General features: G+C 62.5%; 12 protein-coding genes. 7 read left to right on the forward strand and 5 right to left on the reverse strand.

The window, feature by feature from the left end; all coding sequences use genetic code 11:
* Positions 1-32: 32 nt before the first annotated feature.
* Positions 33-881, reverse strand: coding sequence for a carboxylating nicotinate-nucleotide diphosphorylase (gene nadC, locus NCCP436_RS05365; RefSeq protein ID WP_220802764.1), 849 nt, complete (start codon positions 879-881; stop codon positions 33-35).
* A gap of 282 nt (positions 882-1,163) precedes the next feature.
* Between nadC and NCCP436_RS05370 the strand changes: the two genes are divergently transcribed.
* Complete coding sequence (locus NCCP436_RS05370; protein ID WP_220802765.1) at positions 1,164-3,452, forward strand: DUF1631 domain-containing protein; 2,289 nt, start codon at positions 1,164-1,166, stop codon at positions 3,450-3,452.
* Positions 3,453-3,653: 201 nt separating this feature from the next.
* Here NCCP436_RS05370 and NCCP436_RS05375 read toward each other — a convergent pair whose 3' ends face one another.
* Together NCCP436_RS05375 and NCCP436_RS05380 are read right to left on the reverse strand one after the other, a co-directional pair.
* A complete protein-coding gene (locus NCCP436_RS05375; protein ID WP_220802766.1) occupies positions 3,654-4,997 on the reverse strand; it encodes a DEAD/DEAH box helicase in 1,344 nt (447 codons plus the stop codon).
* Positions 4,998-5,196: 199 nt separating this feature from the next.
* Positions 5,197-5,577 (reverse strand): hypothetical protein, encoded by a 381-nt coding sequence (locus tag NCCP436_RS05380; protein ID WP_259651443.1) that lies wholly within the window; start codon positions 5,575-5,577, stop codon positions 5,197-5,199.
* Positions 5,578-5,788: 211 nt separating this feature from the next.
* Here NCCP436_RS05380 and cobB point away from each other — a divergent pair, with 211 nt between their 5' ends.
* Positions 5,789-6,496, forward strand: a complete 708-nt coding sequence (gene cobB, locus NCCP436_RS05385) for a Sir2 family NAD+-dependent deacetylase (protein ID WP_220802767.1) — start codon at positions 5,789-5,791, stop codon at positions 6,494-6,496.
* A 49-nt stretch (positions 6,497-6,545) separates the two neighbouring features.
* Here the strand turns inward: cobB and NCCP436_RS05390 are convergent, their stop codons facing one another.
* On the reverse strand, positions 6,546-8,726 hold the full coding sequence (locus NCCP436_RS05390) for a hypothetical protein (RefSeq protein ID WP_220802768.1): 2,181 nt from the start codon (positions 8,724-8,726) through the stop codon (positions 6,546-6,548).
* A gap of 313 nt (positions 8,727-9,039) precedes the next feature.
* Between NCCP436_RS05390 and NCCP436_RS05395 the strand changes: the two genes are divergently transcribed.
* Positions 9,040-9,819: a TatD family hydrolase gene (locus NCCP436_RS05395; protein WP_220802769.1), complete on the forward strand. Its 780-nt coding sequence runs from the start codon at positions 9,040-9,042 to the stop codon at positions 9,817-9,819.
* A 58-nt stretch (positions 9,820-9,877) separates the two neighbouring features.
* Here the strand turns inward: NCCP436_RS05395 and NCCP436_RS05400 are convergent, their stop codons facing one another.
* Positions 9,878-10,441: a nucleosidase gene (locus tag NCCP436_RS05400; RefSeq protein WP_259651444.1), complete on the reverse strand. Its 564-nt coding sequence runs from the start codon at positions 10,439-10,441 to the stop codon at positions 9,878-9,880.
* Between the two features lie 143 nt (positions 10,442-10,584).
* Here NCCP436_RS05400 and NCCP436_RS05405 point away from each other — a divergent pair, with 143 nt between their 5' ends.
* The 4 genes from NCCP436_RS05405 to dxs all read left to right on the forward strand — a co-directional run bounded on the left by NCCP436_RS05405 (position 10,585) and on the right by dxs (position 14,679).
* On the forward strand, positions 10,585-11,352 hold the full coding sequence (locus NCCP436_RS05405; protein WP_220802771.1) for a sulfite exporter TauE/SafE family protein: 768 nt from the start codon (positions 10,585-10,587) through the stop codon (positions 11,350-11,352).
* A gap of 88 nt (positions 11,353-11,440) precedes the next feature.
* The gene (locus NCCP436_RS05410; protein WP_220802772.1) at positions 11,441-11,683 is read left to right on the forward strand and encodes an exodeoxyribonuclease VII small subunit; all 243 of its coding nucleotides are present in this window, start codon (positions 11,441-11,443) and stop codon (positions 11,681-11,683) included.
* Entirely contained in the window at positions 11,680-12,567 is an 888-nt protein-coding gene (gene ispA / locus NCCP436_RS05415) for a (2E,6E)-farnesyl diphosphate synthase (protein WP_220802773.1), read from the forward strand. The genes NCCP436_RS05410 and ispA overlap by 4 nt, the downstream gene beginning before the upstream one ends.
* Before the next feature lie 222 nt (positions 12,568-12,789).
* Positions 12,790-14,679, forward strand: a complete 1,890-nt coding sequence (dxs, locus tag NCCP436_RS05420) for a 1-deoxy-D-xylulose-5-phosphate synthase (protein WP_220802775.1) — start codon at positions 12,790-12,792, stop codon at positions 14,677-14,679.
* Positions 14,680-14,714: the final 35 nt, after the last annotated feature.

Genomic DNA, 14,714 nt, shown 5'->3' on the forward strand with positions numbered 1-14,714 from the left:
CCGGCTACAGACCGGGCTCCACGGCAGTTTGATTACAGCGCCAGACGCATCGACAGATCCACCGCCTTGATGTCCTTGGTCAGCGTGCCCAGGGAAATGTAGTCCACTCCTGTCTCGGCCACCGCACGCAAGCTGCTGTCATCAATGCCGCCGGATGCTTCCAGTAGGGCGCGGCCGGCGGTAAGTCTTACGGCTTCGCGCATATCCACCAGCGACAGCTCGTCAAGCATGACGATATCGGCCCCTGCCGCCAGCGCCTGGTGTAGCTCGTCCAGACTTTCCACCTCCACCTCCACCGGTTTGCCAGGTGCGATGCGCCGAGCCGTCTCGACAGCCTGGGCGATCCCCCCACAGGCTGCGATATGGTTCTCCTTGATCAGGAATGCGTCATAAAGGCCGATACGGTGATTGTGACAGCCGCCGCAGGTGACCGCGTACTTCTGCGCCAGACGTAGCCCCGGCAGGGTCTTGCGCGTATCCAGCAGACGCACTCCGGTGCCTTCGACCAGATCCGCATAATGACGGCAACGCGTAGCGACAGCAGAAAGCGTCTGCAAAAAGTTCAATGCACTGCGTTCACCACTGAGCAGCGCACGTGCTGGCCCTTCCAGACTGAAGAGAATCTGATCCGGCTGCACTCGCTCGCCATCGTGCACCCGCCAGTGCACGGCTACGCGCGGATCGATCTGCCGAAATACCGCATCGACCCAGGCAGTTCCGCAAACGACAGCAGCTTCCCGGGTGATAACCCGAGCGCTGGCCAGTCGCTCGACAGGAATCAGCTGGGCTGTAATGTCCCCACTACCGATATCCTCGGCCAGCGCACGGCGAACATTGGCTTCGATTTCACTGCCGAGTTCGGCGAGAGTCAGATTGGGCATGGTCGGCTCCGGTTTGGGCGGGGGAAGGATTATAGAGGGCGGAATGGATGAATGCAGCGCTCTGCCGAAGGCGGCCTGAATGCGGCTGCCCATAGCGGCATGAGGCCATCTGTGATGCAGATCAAGTCTGCAAGAAAAAATTGACTTGGTATGGCGCGCAAGCTCCCTATAATGGCTTCACTTTAAATTTATTGACGCCATTCCTTTGACGTTACGGAAGACACTCGGTTGATGCTGTGCAGACTAGAGAACTCGGGATCGGGTCGTCTGCGGGAGAGTGGAATGAAAACCGATGCGAACGTGGTGCCGCTAACCAAAGCCACCGTTCTAGAATCTCCTACTTCGCCGGCTGCCAGACTGCCTGCGGCGCTTGCTCAGGTACGCGACCAGGCGGCACAGCAGCTGAAGCAGAACTTCCAAGGGCTTTTCGAAAACGCCGACGACACGCTGTTCGAGATGGCGGATCGGGCCACCAGCAACGCCGAGCAGAACGCGTTTTTCGAGGCGATGCGAGACTTGCGCCTCAAGCGCAAGAGCATTGAGCGCGGCTTCCTGCAGCAGCTATTCGAGGCTTTTGCCAACCTCAATCAATACGATACCGGCAGGCAGCCGGATCTGGATGTGGTCTCCTTCGACAGCCTGACGCTGGTACAGAACGACGAACTGGAGGTAACCGTGGCGCTGGACGCCATGGTCGCCCGAGTAATGAGCCGCGATGCCAAGGCACTGGGGCAACTCACCACGCGCTTCAATGCTCTGATCAGCCAGAAGCTGGACGACAAGCGCAATCCACTCGGTCCGGCCCTGCTCAGCGAGTACTTCCTCTGCGCCTGCAGCAACCTGGGTGTCGAAATCCGGGTCAAGCTGATCATTCTCAAACTGTTCGAGAAATACGTACTGACCGGTTGCGACAACCTCTACGCCGAGGCGAACCAAACCCTGATCGATGCCGGCATCCTGCCTGAGCTCAAATCCACACCGCCACGTCGCCCTCAACGCCCGATAAACAATGGCTCCACCGTATCAGCCGAAGCCGAGGATACTCTCACCGACGACTCACAACAGAGCGTGCAGGAGGTGTTCGGCGCGCTGCAGTCACTGCTGGCACAGGTGCGTGGCAGCCTCATGCCGCGACATGCTCAGAGAACCGATGCACTGCCTATCAGCAGCAATGACCTGATGCGTTTGCTGTCGCATCTCCAGCAGCGCACTCAGGAGCCGGTCGAAGTGGCCGACTTTGACCTTCGCGAACAACTGGAACAACTGCTGGCCCGGGTCAGCGCCAAGAGTGGCAAGGCCCGCATCGTTGGCGAAGTCGACGAGGATGTAATCAACCTGGTGTCAATGCTGTTCGAGTTCATTCTCGATGACCGCACGCTGCCAGACTCGCTCAAGGCCCTGATCGGGCGCCTGCAGATTCCCATGCTCAAGGTCGCGGTACTGGACAAGACCTTCTTCAGCCGTGGCAGCCATCCGGCCCGCCGCCTGCTTAACGAGATAGCCTCGGCAGCGCTCGGCTGGGTTGACCAGGACGATATGCAGCGCGACTCCCTGTATCAGAAGATCGAGCAGGTGGTGCAGCGTCTACTCAGCGACTTTGTCGACGATCCAGCAATCTTCTCCGAGCTTCTAACCGACTTTATAGCCTTCACCGGTGACGAACGACGTCGCAGCGAGCTGCTCGAACAGCGCACCCGCGATGCCGAGGAAGGCAGGGCGCGGGCCGAGCTGGCCCGCCTCCAGGTAGAACAGGCCCTCAATGAGCGCCTGCTGGGCAAGACCCTGCCGGAGGTGGTAGTACGCCTGCTGCAGGACGCCTGGAGCAAGGTGCTGATGCTTACCTGCCTCAAGCACGGTATGGACTCCCCGGAGTGGCAAGCGGCTCTGCAGACCATGGATGATCTGATCTGGAGCGTGGCGCCACACGAAGATCCGGAAGCACGCCTGCGTCTTCTGGAGCTGGTGCCGGGGCTGCTCAAGGCCCTGCGAGAGGGTATGACCAGTGCCGCCTTTGACCCCTTCTCTACCAGCGAATTCTTCAACAAACTGGAAGCGCTGCACGTCCAGGCTCTTCAGCGTTTCAAGCACTCTCCAGGCGAGACCGTTGCGGCGCCGGTCGAAGATGCTGCCAAGCCGGACGAAAACGATGAGCCGCTGCCACTGCTGGTATTGCCGCCAGCCGAGGAGGCCGAAGCCGCTTCAGCCATGGTCGAAGTAGTTGAGGAAATCATCCTGCTGGCTCCCGGGCAGACCCGATCGGACGAACCGGAAGTGGTGTTGCCGGAGGACGATGAAGCCCTTTTGCAAGTGGACAGCCTACGTGTGGGCAGCTGGGTCGAGCTCCAAGAAGACGAGGAGCACCGGCTACGCTGCAAGCTGGCGGCGATCATCAAACCCACCGGCAAGTACGTGTTCGTCAACCGCACCGGCATAAAGGTCCTGGAGAAGAGCCGCAACGCTCTGGCCGTGGAGTTTCGCCGCAACGCCATTCGCCTACTGGACGACGCCCTGCTCTTCGACCGGGCGCTGGAGTCGGTTATCGGCAACCTGCGCAGACTGAAAAACGCCTGAGCCCGGCCTCACAACGGGGATCAGGCGGTTTCGTACCGTAGGCTGTGCTTAAGTCGTTGCCTTGAAGGCGGGAAATGGCAAGCAACCAACCCCGCGACGGCAACTGACAAGCATCGGGCAATACACTCGCAATCCGGCTTACCAGGATTCAACGCGCCTTCAGAAACAGGGCTTCACGCACAGCCACTTTTCGCTCATGGCCTATCGCTTCCCACCCTGCGGTTTGCTACCGAAACTGGGCACCTTGCGTACCGCCTTGACCTTGGGCCTGGCCTCGTCCTCCTCGAACCAGCGACCAAGATGGATATTGCCCTTGCTGCCTGACTTGGCGGCGCCAGGAATCAGCTTCTGCTTGGGCTTCTTCGGTTTCTTCAGTATCTGGCCATCGAGGGTGGTCTGCGGCACGCGGTGATCCGGGATGAAGCCCGGCTCCTCACGGCGCGACAACACCTGGCGTATCAGTCGTTCAATGGCGGCCAACAGCTCCACCTCATCGGCACAAACCAGCGAGACCGCCTCGCCACTACTGCCGGCACGACCTGTACGCCCGATGCGGTGTACGTAGTCCTCGGCGTTGACCGGCAGGTCGAGGTTGACCACCAGCGGTAAAGCCTCGATGTCCAGCCCGCGGGCTGCCACATCGGTGGCCACCAGCACCTGCACTTCGCCGGCCTTGAATCGCTCCAGCGCGCGCAAGCGTGCTGGCTGCGGCTTGTCGCCATGGATCGAGTCGGCCGCCACGCCGGACGCCCGCAGTGCCTGCTCCAGCTGATCGACGCCCTTGCGGGTCTTGGCGAAAACCAGTACCTGCCCCCAGCGTCGCTCCTTCAGCAGGTGCAGGAACAGCTCGCTCTTGCGCTTCTTGTCCACTGGAATCAGCCACTGTCTGACACTTTTGGCCGCCGTATTGCGCGGACTGACTTCCACCGACAGCGGATCGCGCAGCAGCTCACCGGCCATCTGCCGGATGACATCAGAGAAGGTAGCGGAAAACAGCAGAGTCTGGCGCCTCTTCGGCAGAGCACTGAACAGCTCGTCCAGCTCACGGGCAAAACCCAGGTCGAGCATGCGATCGGCCTCGTCCAGTACCAGAGTCTGCAGCTGGGCAAACCTCACTGCGTTCTGCCGGTACAGGTCGAGCAGCCGCCCGGGAGTGGCCACCAGTATGTCGACGCCCTTGCGCAGCCGCAGCATCTGCGGGTTGATGCTGACCCCACCGTATACTGCGTAGCTCGACAGCGGCAGGTTGGCGCCGTAGCTCCGGAAGCTCTGCAACACCTGCTCGGCCAGCTCGCGGGTCGGCACCAGCACCAGCGCGCGCAGCGAATTGCCCGCCACCTGCGCGCCCTCCAGAGTCAGACGCTGCAACAACGGCAGGGCAAAGCCGGCGGTCTTGCCAGTGCCCGTCTGTGCCGCCGCCATCAGATCACGGCCCTTGAGCACGGCGGGAATGGACTGACTCTGAACCGGCGTCGGCGTCTGGTAGTCGAGGTCAGCGAGCGTGCGCAGCAGCGGCTCGATCAGGCCAAGGGAAGCAAAGGTCATGAGACAACCAGGTCGACAGGGAAACAGGCGTGCAGTTTACCTGAAGCGCCCGGCATTTCCTGCCTACGAAACGGCATTGAGCTTGACCATCTGGTTGCGCCGATAGAGACCGCTACGCAATGCATCCCCCTTAACGATATAAAGCTGTTCTGGTACATGCATCGAGCCATAATCGGCTCGGCCCGTAGCCGATCAGTCGTTAACGTTTACCAGCACCAGGGCACTCCAGCTCGCGCTTAATGCTTAGCCATTCGTCCCCGAGTCGAAAACGCAGATAGGCCACGAAGACCTGATCGCGCAGACGTCTAAAGGTCGAGGTGCGACGGGCTCCCAAAGTGCTCTCGATGGTTTCGGTAAGCCACGTGCTCTCAAAGGCCGTCCAGATTGGAGGAACAGGCGCCAGCAGGTTGGAATAGCAAACGGGAGCCACCTCCTCGAAGAAGGCGCGCTCTATTGCGGCGAGGTCAAATCCTGCCAACTGCCGGGCTATGAGGTTGTAATCGACTTCGTTGTCGACAAAAGCATCCGACAGTGCCGACCACAACCGAATACGCTGATCGCGCGTCAAAACACTTGCCACTTGGAAAACTCCTCAGGCTCTCCATTCAGAGCATCTGCTGTCGAGCCTGGTACCAGATACTACGAATGTCGCCATGCATGCACCATCGGCATCTGACAATGCGGAGCGACGTGCCAACGGGATAGACCGCTCCCGCAGCAAAGCCCGTGGATGCATCCGACGCCGAAAGCGTTAGGATCCGGGTACTGTGTTCACCCCGTGAGTTACCAATATGCCTCACCCGAATCTTGTCATACTCACCGGTGCCGGTATTTCCGCCGAGAGCGGCATCCGCACTTTTCGCGCCTCCGACGGCCTGTGGGAGGAGCATCGCATCGAAGATGTCGCCACGCCCGAAGCTTTCGCACGCAACCCGGAGCTGGTACAGCGCTTCTACAACATGCGCCGCGCCCAGCTGCTCGACCCGGCCATTGCGCCGAATGCCGGCCACCTGGCACTGGCCGAGCTGGAGACGAACTGGCAAGGCGATTTTCTACTGGTAACACAGAATGTCGACAACCTGCACGAACGCGCCGGCTCCCGACGCCTGCTGCACATGCATGGAGAATTGCAATCGATGCTCTGTAGCCGTAGTGGACAGCGCTTCCCGCTACTTGGCGATCTGCCGGATGATCAGCCCTGCGCCTGCTGCGGCCAAGCCGGCACGCTGCGCCCGGATATCGTCTGGTTCGGTGAAATGCCCTATCACATGGAACGTATCTATCAGGCACTGGAGCGCTGTGCGCTGTTCGTCAGCATCGGCACTTCCGGCCATGTCTACCCGGCGGCAGGTTTCGTGGAGGTGGCGCGGGGCGCTGGTGCGCACACGCTGGAGATCAATCTGGAGCCCAGTCAGGGCCATTCGCTGTTTGCCGAGAGGCGCTATGGCTTGGCCAGCGAACAGGTGCCACGCTGGGTGGCGGAGCAACTGTCCACCTGATAGCTGAGGGCTGGAGCCGCGCCCAGGGCAACGGCTCCAGCAGGCCCTGTTAGTCGGCAGCCGCCTCGCCAGCTGTCGCAGTCTCGGCCGGAACCGGCGGCTGCGGATTGAACATACCCTGATCCCAGGCGTAGTAACCCAGCACCAGCACCAGCAGCAGAGCCAGCACCCAGGGCCAGATCATCGGCTTGTCGGCGTAGGGATCGTGCAGGGCGCGGTCGCTGCCGCTGGGTAACGCGGCCATCTGCGTCAATGCGGTGCCGAACGGAATGCTGATTCTTGCCTGGGAATTCACCGCCCAGCCGTTGCCATCGAGGATTGGCCCCAGACTGCGGCGCCGCAGCTTGAACCAGGCCAACAGCATGGACGGCCCGGAAATCGCCAGCAGCACGCCGATCAGCAGCAGCGGGATCTGCCACCAGGCCAGTGACAGAATGCCGGTGACCACCGCCGCCAGGGCGGTACCCAGTGCGCCCACCGCCAGGCCGATGGCTGCGAAGATACCGGCGAATTTGGCGATATCGAAGGCCGGAGCCGGAGTCGCTGCCGGAGCGGCACCGGCCTCCCCCACCCGGGCAGCAGTCTGGTTGACCATATCGGCATCGCGACTGGCAGCGAACTTCTGGATCTGCTCGGAAACCAGAGTGGAAACACGGCGATAAGGCGACCAGAAGGCTTCGCGGATGCTGATCGGATTCTGCACCACCTTGACCACCGTGGCGTCCCAGTCGTTGCCGTCACGGTCGTAGAACAGTCCGTGGCGGCCGGCCTGCAGGTTGCCCTCGCTGCCGGCGGTGACCGCTACCACGATGTTCAGCGTTTCCCGGCCACGCACCGGCTCGCCGCGGCGAGTGCAGTTGCAGTACAGCAGGAAGCAGTCGCTGGCGGCAGCGACGGCGGCATGCGCTTCAACATCACCGACCTCCACTACCAGTTCGCAGCTTTTACCGTCGATATACAGCATCCCGGCCTGGAACACGGCCTTTTCCTTGCGGGCGTAGAAGTTCTGGAAGGAGATGAAGTTGCGCAGCAGACGCACCAGGCCGTACCGCAGACGGATCAGCTTGTCCAGCTCGACAAGACCGTCTGCGGCCTCGGCCACCTCCAGATCCTGCGCTACCAGCGCCATCAGGCGAGCCTCGACGTCCTGCTCTACCAGCTCAAGAATACGTGCACGATCCAGCACATCGGCAATTGCCACAGCCGGCATCTCGGCACGCCAGGTCAGGTAGTTGCTGCACAGTCCGACCAGATGCTGCCACTGCTCACGCGACAGGCTGTCCAGTTCACCGTATACCGGCACCACCACCTGCAGGCGGAAAGTCTCGATGGCGCCCCGCCAGGCCGGATTGAGTCCCTGCCGCAGCGGCAGCTCGCCGCCATGCTGCACCACTGCCAGCGGCAGCTCCGCCACTTCTCCGGCATCAGCCAGGGAACGTGCCGCCAGCCGCACCAGCTCCTCTTCCTGTGCATTCATCAATGCCGAGGCGCGTGGGTCGAACTCGGACATGGCCACACGCGTGAAGTAATCGTCGATCTTGTCCTGCACTGCACCCAAGGCCTCGACCGCTGCCACGGTGCCCTCGCCAAAGGCGCTCAGGCCCTGCTCCGCCGCTCGGGCATGCCAACCGTGCAGTTGCCGCGCCTGATCGAAGAAGGCAGCGATTTGCTCGGAGCCGATGGCCGGCTCGCCGCTGCGGTCGGTCTGTGCGCCCAGGCAGGCGATGATGTCTGCAATGGCGGCCTGCAACTGCGGATCACTGGTCAGTGTCGCCGGCACCAGGCCATCGCCGTTGGATTCGTGAGGCGGAAACAGCAGAGCCAGCTCATCGGTATCGGCTGGCGTCAGGCTGTCGGCCTCGGGACGCCCAAGCACTGTCAGCAGGCGCCGCGCGGCCAGGCGCAGGCGGGCGCCTTCGGCATCCTCGGTCAGTGAAGCAAGCTGCAGCGGCCCATCCTCAAACAGCACGGCCGGATCGGCCAGACGTGCCAGCGTCCAGTCGACCACATCGAGTACTTCCGGCGCACGAATGCGGCCATCCCGATTCTGGTCGATATAGTCGAGCATGCGCCGATCCAGCTCGAGATTGTTCACCGGGCAGGCCAGGCTGGCCCAGAGCTTCTGATCCAGGCCGCGCAGGGCCGCCAGATCGGCCGGGGTATCCAGTTGTACCTGATCGAAGCCGCCAGCGCGGAAAAAACGCCAGCGATGCGCGAGAGCTTGAGTCATCTACGGAAGATCCTTTCATGAAAGAGGGCGACCGCGCCCGGAAGCCGGCCATGATCCGCTTCTGCAAGCAGAAGCTAGGCACCCGGACTCCTGCCCACCAGGCGCCGTTCCCGGCAGTTTAACCGAGCCAGCGACAGACGCACGTTCCTGGCGCTGCAACGGCCTACTCGGTTATGGCGGCAAAGCTCGCTCACTGTTGCACATGCATCAGTGGCAAGCGCACAAGACCAATACTTGTACCCATGGTTCAATGGAGACTGGCCGCCAATACAAAAGCCTCTACCCTGGCCACAGACAAGCTATGGAGCCGCCCATGCGCCTGATCGACACCCACACCCACCTGGATTTTCCCGAGTTCGATGCCGATCGCGCTGCAGTACTGGCACAGAGCCAGAAGCTGGGCATCGAACAGATGGTGGTGCTGGGAGTGGATCAGGGCCACTGGCAGCGACTTTGGCAACTGGTGGAGGCCAGCGAATGTCTGCATGCCGCTTTGGGCCTGCATCCTGTTTACCTGAACAGCCACCACCCTGCGCATATTGAGGCATTACGTCACTGGCTGGAGCGGCTGGCTGGTCACCCCAGGTTGTGCGCGGTGGGTGAGTTCGGCCTGGATTACTTCCTTGAGCAGCTCGACCGCCAACGCCAGCAGGAGTTGTTCGAGGCGCAACTGCAACTGGCGGTGGAATTTGATCTGCCAGCGCTACTGCATGTACGTCGTGCTCATGCAGCCACCATCGCCACGCTCAAACGCATTCGTCCTCCCCGTGGTGGCATCATCCACGCCTTTGCCGGCAGCCTGGAGGAAGCGCGCGAGTACATCCGCCTGGGCTTTCGTCTGGGACTGGGCGGTGCTGCCACCTGGCCCCAGGCCAACCGGCTGCGCCGGGTGGTTGCTGCTCTGCCGCTGGAGGCCATAGTGCTGGAAACCGATGCACCGGACATGGCTCCGGCCATGCATCCGCACCAGCGTAACAGCCCGCAATTTTTGCCCGACATCTGCCGCGAACTGGCGGCCTTGCGCGACATGTCTCCGCAAGCGCTGGCCGAGGCCAGCAGCCGCAATGCCGAAGTTCTTTTCCGCTGGCGCTAAAGCGACCGCATTGATTCGGCGCCCAGCCCGGGTTCAAGCCGGTACCGAAATGGCAACCTCAGCGAATCGACTGGTACAGCGCCAGCAGTTTGCGTGCGCCCAGCAGCAGGTTTTCCTCCCAGTCCATGGGAGCGCTGTCGTCGGCGCCATCGGTAATGTACTTCACCGAAATCAGTCGAACCCCTAGGCGTCGACAGACCTTGGCCAGGGCGTAGCCCTCCATGTCCACCAGGTCGCAGGGCACTTTCGGCGCCGCGGTTTCAAAGCTGTCGCCAGTGCCGCAGCAGCCATGAGACAGGTGCTCGAAATAAGGCTCCAATTCGATATCCGCCGGGCAGTCCGTCTCCAGCGGCGTAACGCCCACGGCAAAGCCCAGCGGTGAGACATCCATATCGCGCTGCACGAAGCGCGTGACTTCCACCAGCGAATGAGCGGGGAAGCGGCTGCTGCCAGCAGTCCCCAGATTGAGCAGAGTGCTGCAGCCGGTTGCCCGGATCACCTCAAAGGCCTTGAAGGCCGCATTGATCTTGCCAATACCGCTGTAATGCACCGGGATGCCGGCCTGCTCGAACAAGCCCTTGGATTCACCAGGCAACGCCATGATCAGAGGAAAGTCGCTCACGCCACACCTGCTGTCCAGTTCGCTAAAAAGCGGCATTAGAAAGCAATCTTTCGGTCATTCCAAGCCAACCTCCGGGACTCAAGCCTTGGCACCCGCTGCGCACAGCCCTATGCTCGGGAGCCTTTGACTGTCTGGTGCGGATCATGGATGCAACGGCTATCGCCCTGCTGCTGGCTGCCGGCTTTACCGCTGGAGGCATGAATGCCCTGGCCGGCGGCGGCACCTTCTTTTCCTTTCCTGCTCTGCTGGCCACCGGCCTGCCGCCGGTGACCGCCAATGCCACCAATGCCGTGGCGCTGTGGCCAGCCAGCCTGGCCGGCGCCTGGGCGGCGCGCGCCTCGCTGCGCCCACTAGGCCGCTACCTGATTCCACTGCTACTGGCCGGACTGGCCGGCGGCCTGCTTGGCGGCCTGTTGCTGCTGGCCGGTGGCGATGACATGTTTCGTGTACTGATTCCCTGGCTGCTACTGGCTGCCACCGCACTGTTCGCCGCCAGCCCCTGGCTGGGTGCCTGGCTGGCCGCACGTCGGTGCGAGGCCGAGCACCCGCCGCACACGCCACTGTCGTTGGCGGCGCATGTCGGCGTCTCGGTCTATGGTGGCTACTTCGGTGCCGGCATGGGCATTCTGCAACTGGCAGCCTTCTCCATCGAAGGCCATCCGCTGACCCGCGCCAACGCGCTGAAGAATCTCATCTCGGCGGTGATCTACAGCATCGCCACGCTCACCTTCATCATCGCCGGACGAGTCAGTTGGCACGAGCTGGCAATCCTGCTGACCGGCGCCACCCTTGGCGGCTACGCTGGCGGAGCCCTGGGCGAAAAACTACCCCCTACACTGCTGCGCGGCTTTGTCATCCTGGTGGGCAGCAGCATGACCCTGTACTACTTCTGGAACACCTACCTTGCCTAGCCAGGCTCCGCCTGAGGCCCTCTGATTTGCCCGTCTGGCGCGGCTCTGCTAGTGTCGCGCCGTTCCGGAACCAGCGAGACACCGCCCAATGGCCCGCAAGAAAGCCGTCCCCGACTTCGAACAATCCCTGGCCCAGCTACAAACGCTGGTCGAACGCCTGGAGAGCGGCGAGCTGTCGCTGGAAGAATCGCTGAGCGCCTTCGAACAGGGTATCGGCCTGACCCGCGAATGCCAGGCTGCATTGGCCCAGGCCGAGCAGAAGGTTCAGATTCTGCTGGAACGCGACGGCGAACTGCAGGCCGCCCCCTTCGACACGGACGAACCGGCATGATCCTGGAATACCAAAAGCGCTGCCAAGCTCGCGTCGATGCATCCCTCGAGCCTCTCTTCCAGGCACCGCACGCGGAGCTTGAGCGGCTTTACCAGGCCATGCGCTACAGCGTCATGAACGGCGGCAAACGCGTGCGCCCTCTTCTGGTCTACGCCGCCTGCGAGGCCCTCGAAGGCAACCTCGGACAAGCAGACGGAGCAGCCTGCGCAGTAGAACTGATCCACGCCTATTCGCTGGTACATGACGATCTGCCGGCCATGGACGACGACGACCTGCGTCGCGGCCAGCCGACCACCCACAAGGCATTCGACGAAGCCAGCGCCATTCTTGCCGGCGATGCCCTGCAGAGCCTTGCGTTTGGCGTACTCAGCACACATCGCAGCAACCCGCAGGACGCCGAGATCCGCCTGCAGATGATCGAACTCCTGAGCCAGGCGGCTGGCCCGGCAGGCATGGTCGGCGGTCAGGCCATCGACCTGGGTTCGGTTGGCCTGCAGCTCGACCAGCAGGCACTGGAGATCATGCACCGGCACAAGACCGGCGCACTGATCGAGGCCAGTGTACGCCTCGGCGCGCTGGCCAGCGGCAACCGCAACAGCACCGCACATCAGGCTCTGCAGCAGTATGCCCGGGCCATAGGTCTGGCTTTCCAGGTGCAGGACGACATCCTCGACGTGGAAAGCGATACCGCCACTCTGGGCAAGACCCAAGGCAAGGACGAGGCCAACCACAAACCCACCTATCCCGCCCTGCTTGGCCTTGACGCGGCCAAGCGCTACGCGCTGGAACTGCGTGACCAAGCCCTGCAAGCCCTGCAGCCGTTCGGCGACAGTGCCGAACCGCTGCGCAAGCTGGCCCGCTACATCGTCGAAAGGCGCAGCTAGACCATCATCATTTGTCTGTATGGCGCCATGATCACCACATCAGGCCTGCTTTAACGCCCCAGACGGGCTCCATAATCACAGGTATTGGAGCCCCACCCAATACTTCCCCTGCCCTGCTGATTAGCCACAATAGCGATAAGCGGCAGCAGACAGCCGATTGAGCCGTTCCCCCGGCAATCAGGTAAACTGTCGCCTCTTTTTGTGCCTATAACGATTCGCCTGATGCCGACCACTTTCCATGAGATCCCCCGCGAGCGCCCGCTGACGCCGCTGCTCGACAGCGCCAACACGCCGGACGAACTGCGTCGTCTGGCCGAAGCGGACCTGGAAACTCTCGCCGACGAACTGCGCGAGTATCTGCTCTACAGCGTTGGCCAGAGCGGCGGACACTTTGGTGCCGGTCTCGGTGTAATCGAGCTGACCATCGCTCTGCACTACGTATTCGATACCCCCGAGGATCGCCTGGTGTGGGACGTGGGGCATCAGGCCTATCCGCACAAGATCCTCACCGGTCGTCGCGAGCGCATGAACACGTTACGCCAGAAGGACGGCCTGGCCGCCTTCCCGCGGCGTAGCGAGAGCGAGTACGACACCTTCGGCGTCGGCCACTCCAGCACCAGCATCAGCGCTGCCCTGGGCATGGCCATCGCTGCTCGGCTCAAGGGCGAGAAGCGCAAGAGCGTGGCGGTGATCGGCGACGGTGCCATGACCGCCGGCATGGCCTTCGAGGCACTCAATCATGCAGCCGACGTCGGCGCCGACATGCTGGTGATCCTCAACGACAACGACATGTCGATTTCCAAGAACGTCGGCGGCCTGTCCAACTATCTGGCCAAGATCATCTCCAGCCGTACCTACTGGAGCATGCGCGAAGGTAGCAAGAAGATCCTTTCGCGCCTGCCAGGCGCTTGGGAAATCGCCCGCCGCGTCGAGGAGCACGCCAAGGGCATGTTGCTGTCGAGCACCTTCTTCGAAGAGCTGGGCTGGAACTACGTAGGTCCGATCGACGGCCACGACCTGCCGACACTGCTGGCCACGCTGCGCAATATGCGTGACCTCGATGGCCCGCAGTTCCTTCACGTGGTGACCAAGAAGGGCAAGGGCTTCGCTCCGGCCGAACTGGACCCCATCGGCTACCACGCGATCACCAAGCTGGAACCGGTCACGCCGCAAGCCGCACCGAAGAAACCCGCCGGCCCGAAATACTCCAACGTCTTCGGCCAGTGGCTGTGCGACATGGCCGAAGCCGATCCGCGCCTGATGGGCATCACCCCGGCGATGAAGGAAGGCTCGGATCTGGTGGCATTCAGCGAACGCTTCCCGGAGCGCTATTTCGACGTGGCGATTGCCGAGCAGCATGCCGTAACCCTGGCAGCCGGCATGGCCTGCGAAGGCGCCAAGCCGGTGGTAGCGATCTACTCCACCTTCTTGCAGCGTGCCTACGACCAACTGATCCACGACGTAGCGGTACAGCACCTGGACGTACTGTTCGCCATCGACCGCGCCGGCCTGGTCGGCGAGGACGGCCCGACCCACGCCGGCAGCTTCGACCTGTCCTACCTGCGCTGCATTCCCGGCATGCTGGTAATGGCGCCCAGCGACGAGAACGAGATGCGCCGCATGCTCACCACCGGTTACCTGTACAACGGCCCGGCGGCGGTGCGCTACCCGCGCGGTAGCGGCCCCAACGTCCCTCTGGAGCCAGGCCTGGAACCACTGGAAATCGGCAAGGCACGTCTCTGCCGCCAGGGCCGGCGGGTTGCCCTGCTGGCCTTCGGGGTACTGCTGAGTGACGCTTTGCAGGTAGCCGAGAGGCTCGATGCCACGGTAATCGACATGCGCTTCGTCAAGCCCCTCGACGAAGCCCTGCTGCGTGAACTGGCAGACAGCCACGAGTTGCTGGTCACCCTCGAAGAGAACGCCGTAATGGGCGGTGCCGGCAGTGCCGTGGGCGAATTTCTCGCCACCGAGAACCGCCAGGTGCCCCTGCTGCACCTGGGCCTGCCCGACTACTACGTCGAACACGCCAAACCAAGCGAAATGCTGGCCGAATGCGGGCTGGATCAGGCAGGAATCGAAGCTGCCGTACGGGCGCGACTGGAAAAACTGTAACATTGCCCCTCCCCTGCGCATCTCCACTCCCTCTC

The organism is Pseudomonas sp. NCCP-436 (assembly GCF_019656335.1).
Classification (GTDB): domain Bacteria; phylum Pseudomonadota; class Gammaproteobacteria; order Pseudomonadales; family Pseudomonadaceae; genus Aquipseudomonas.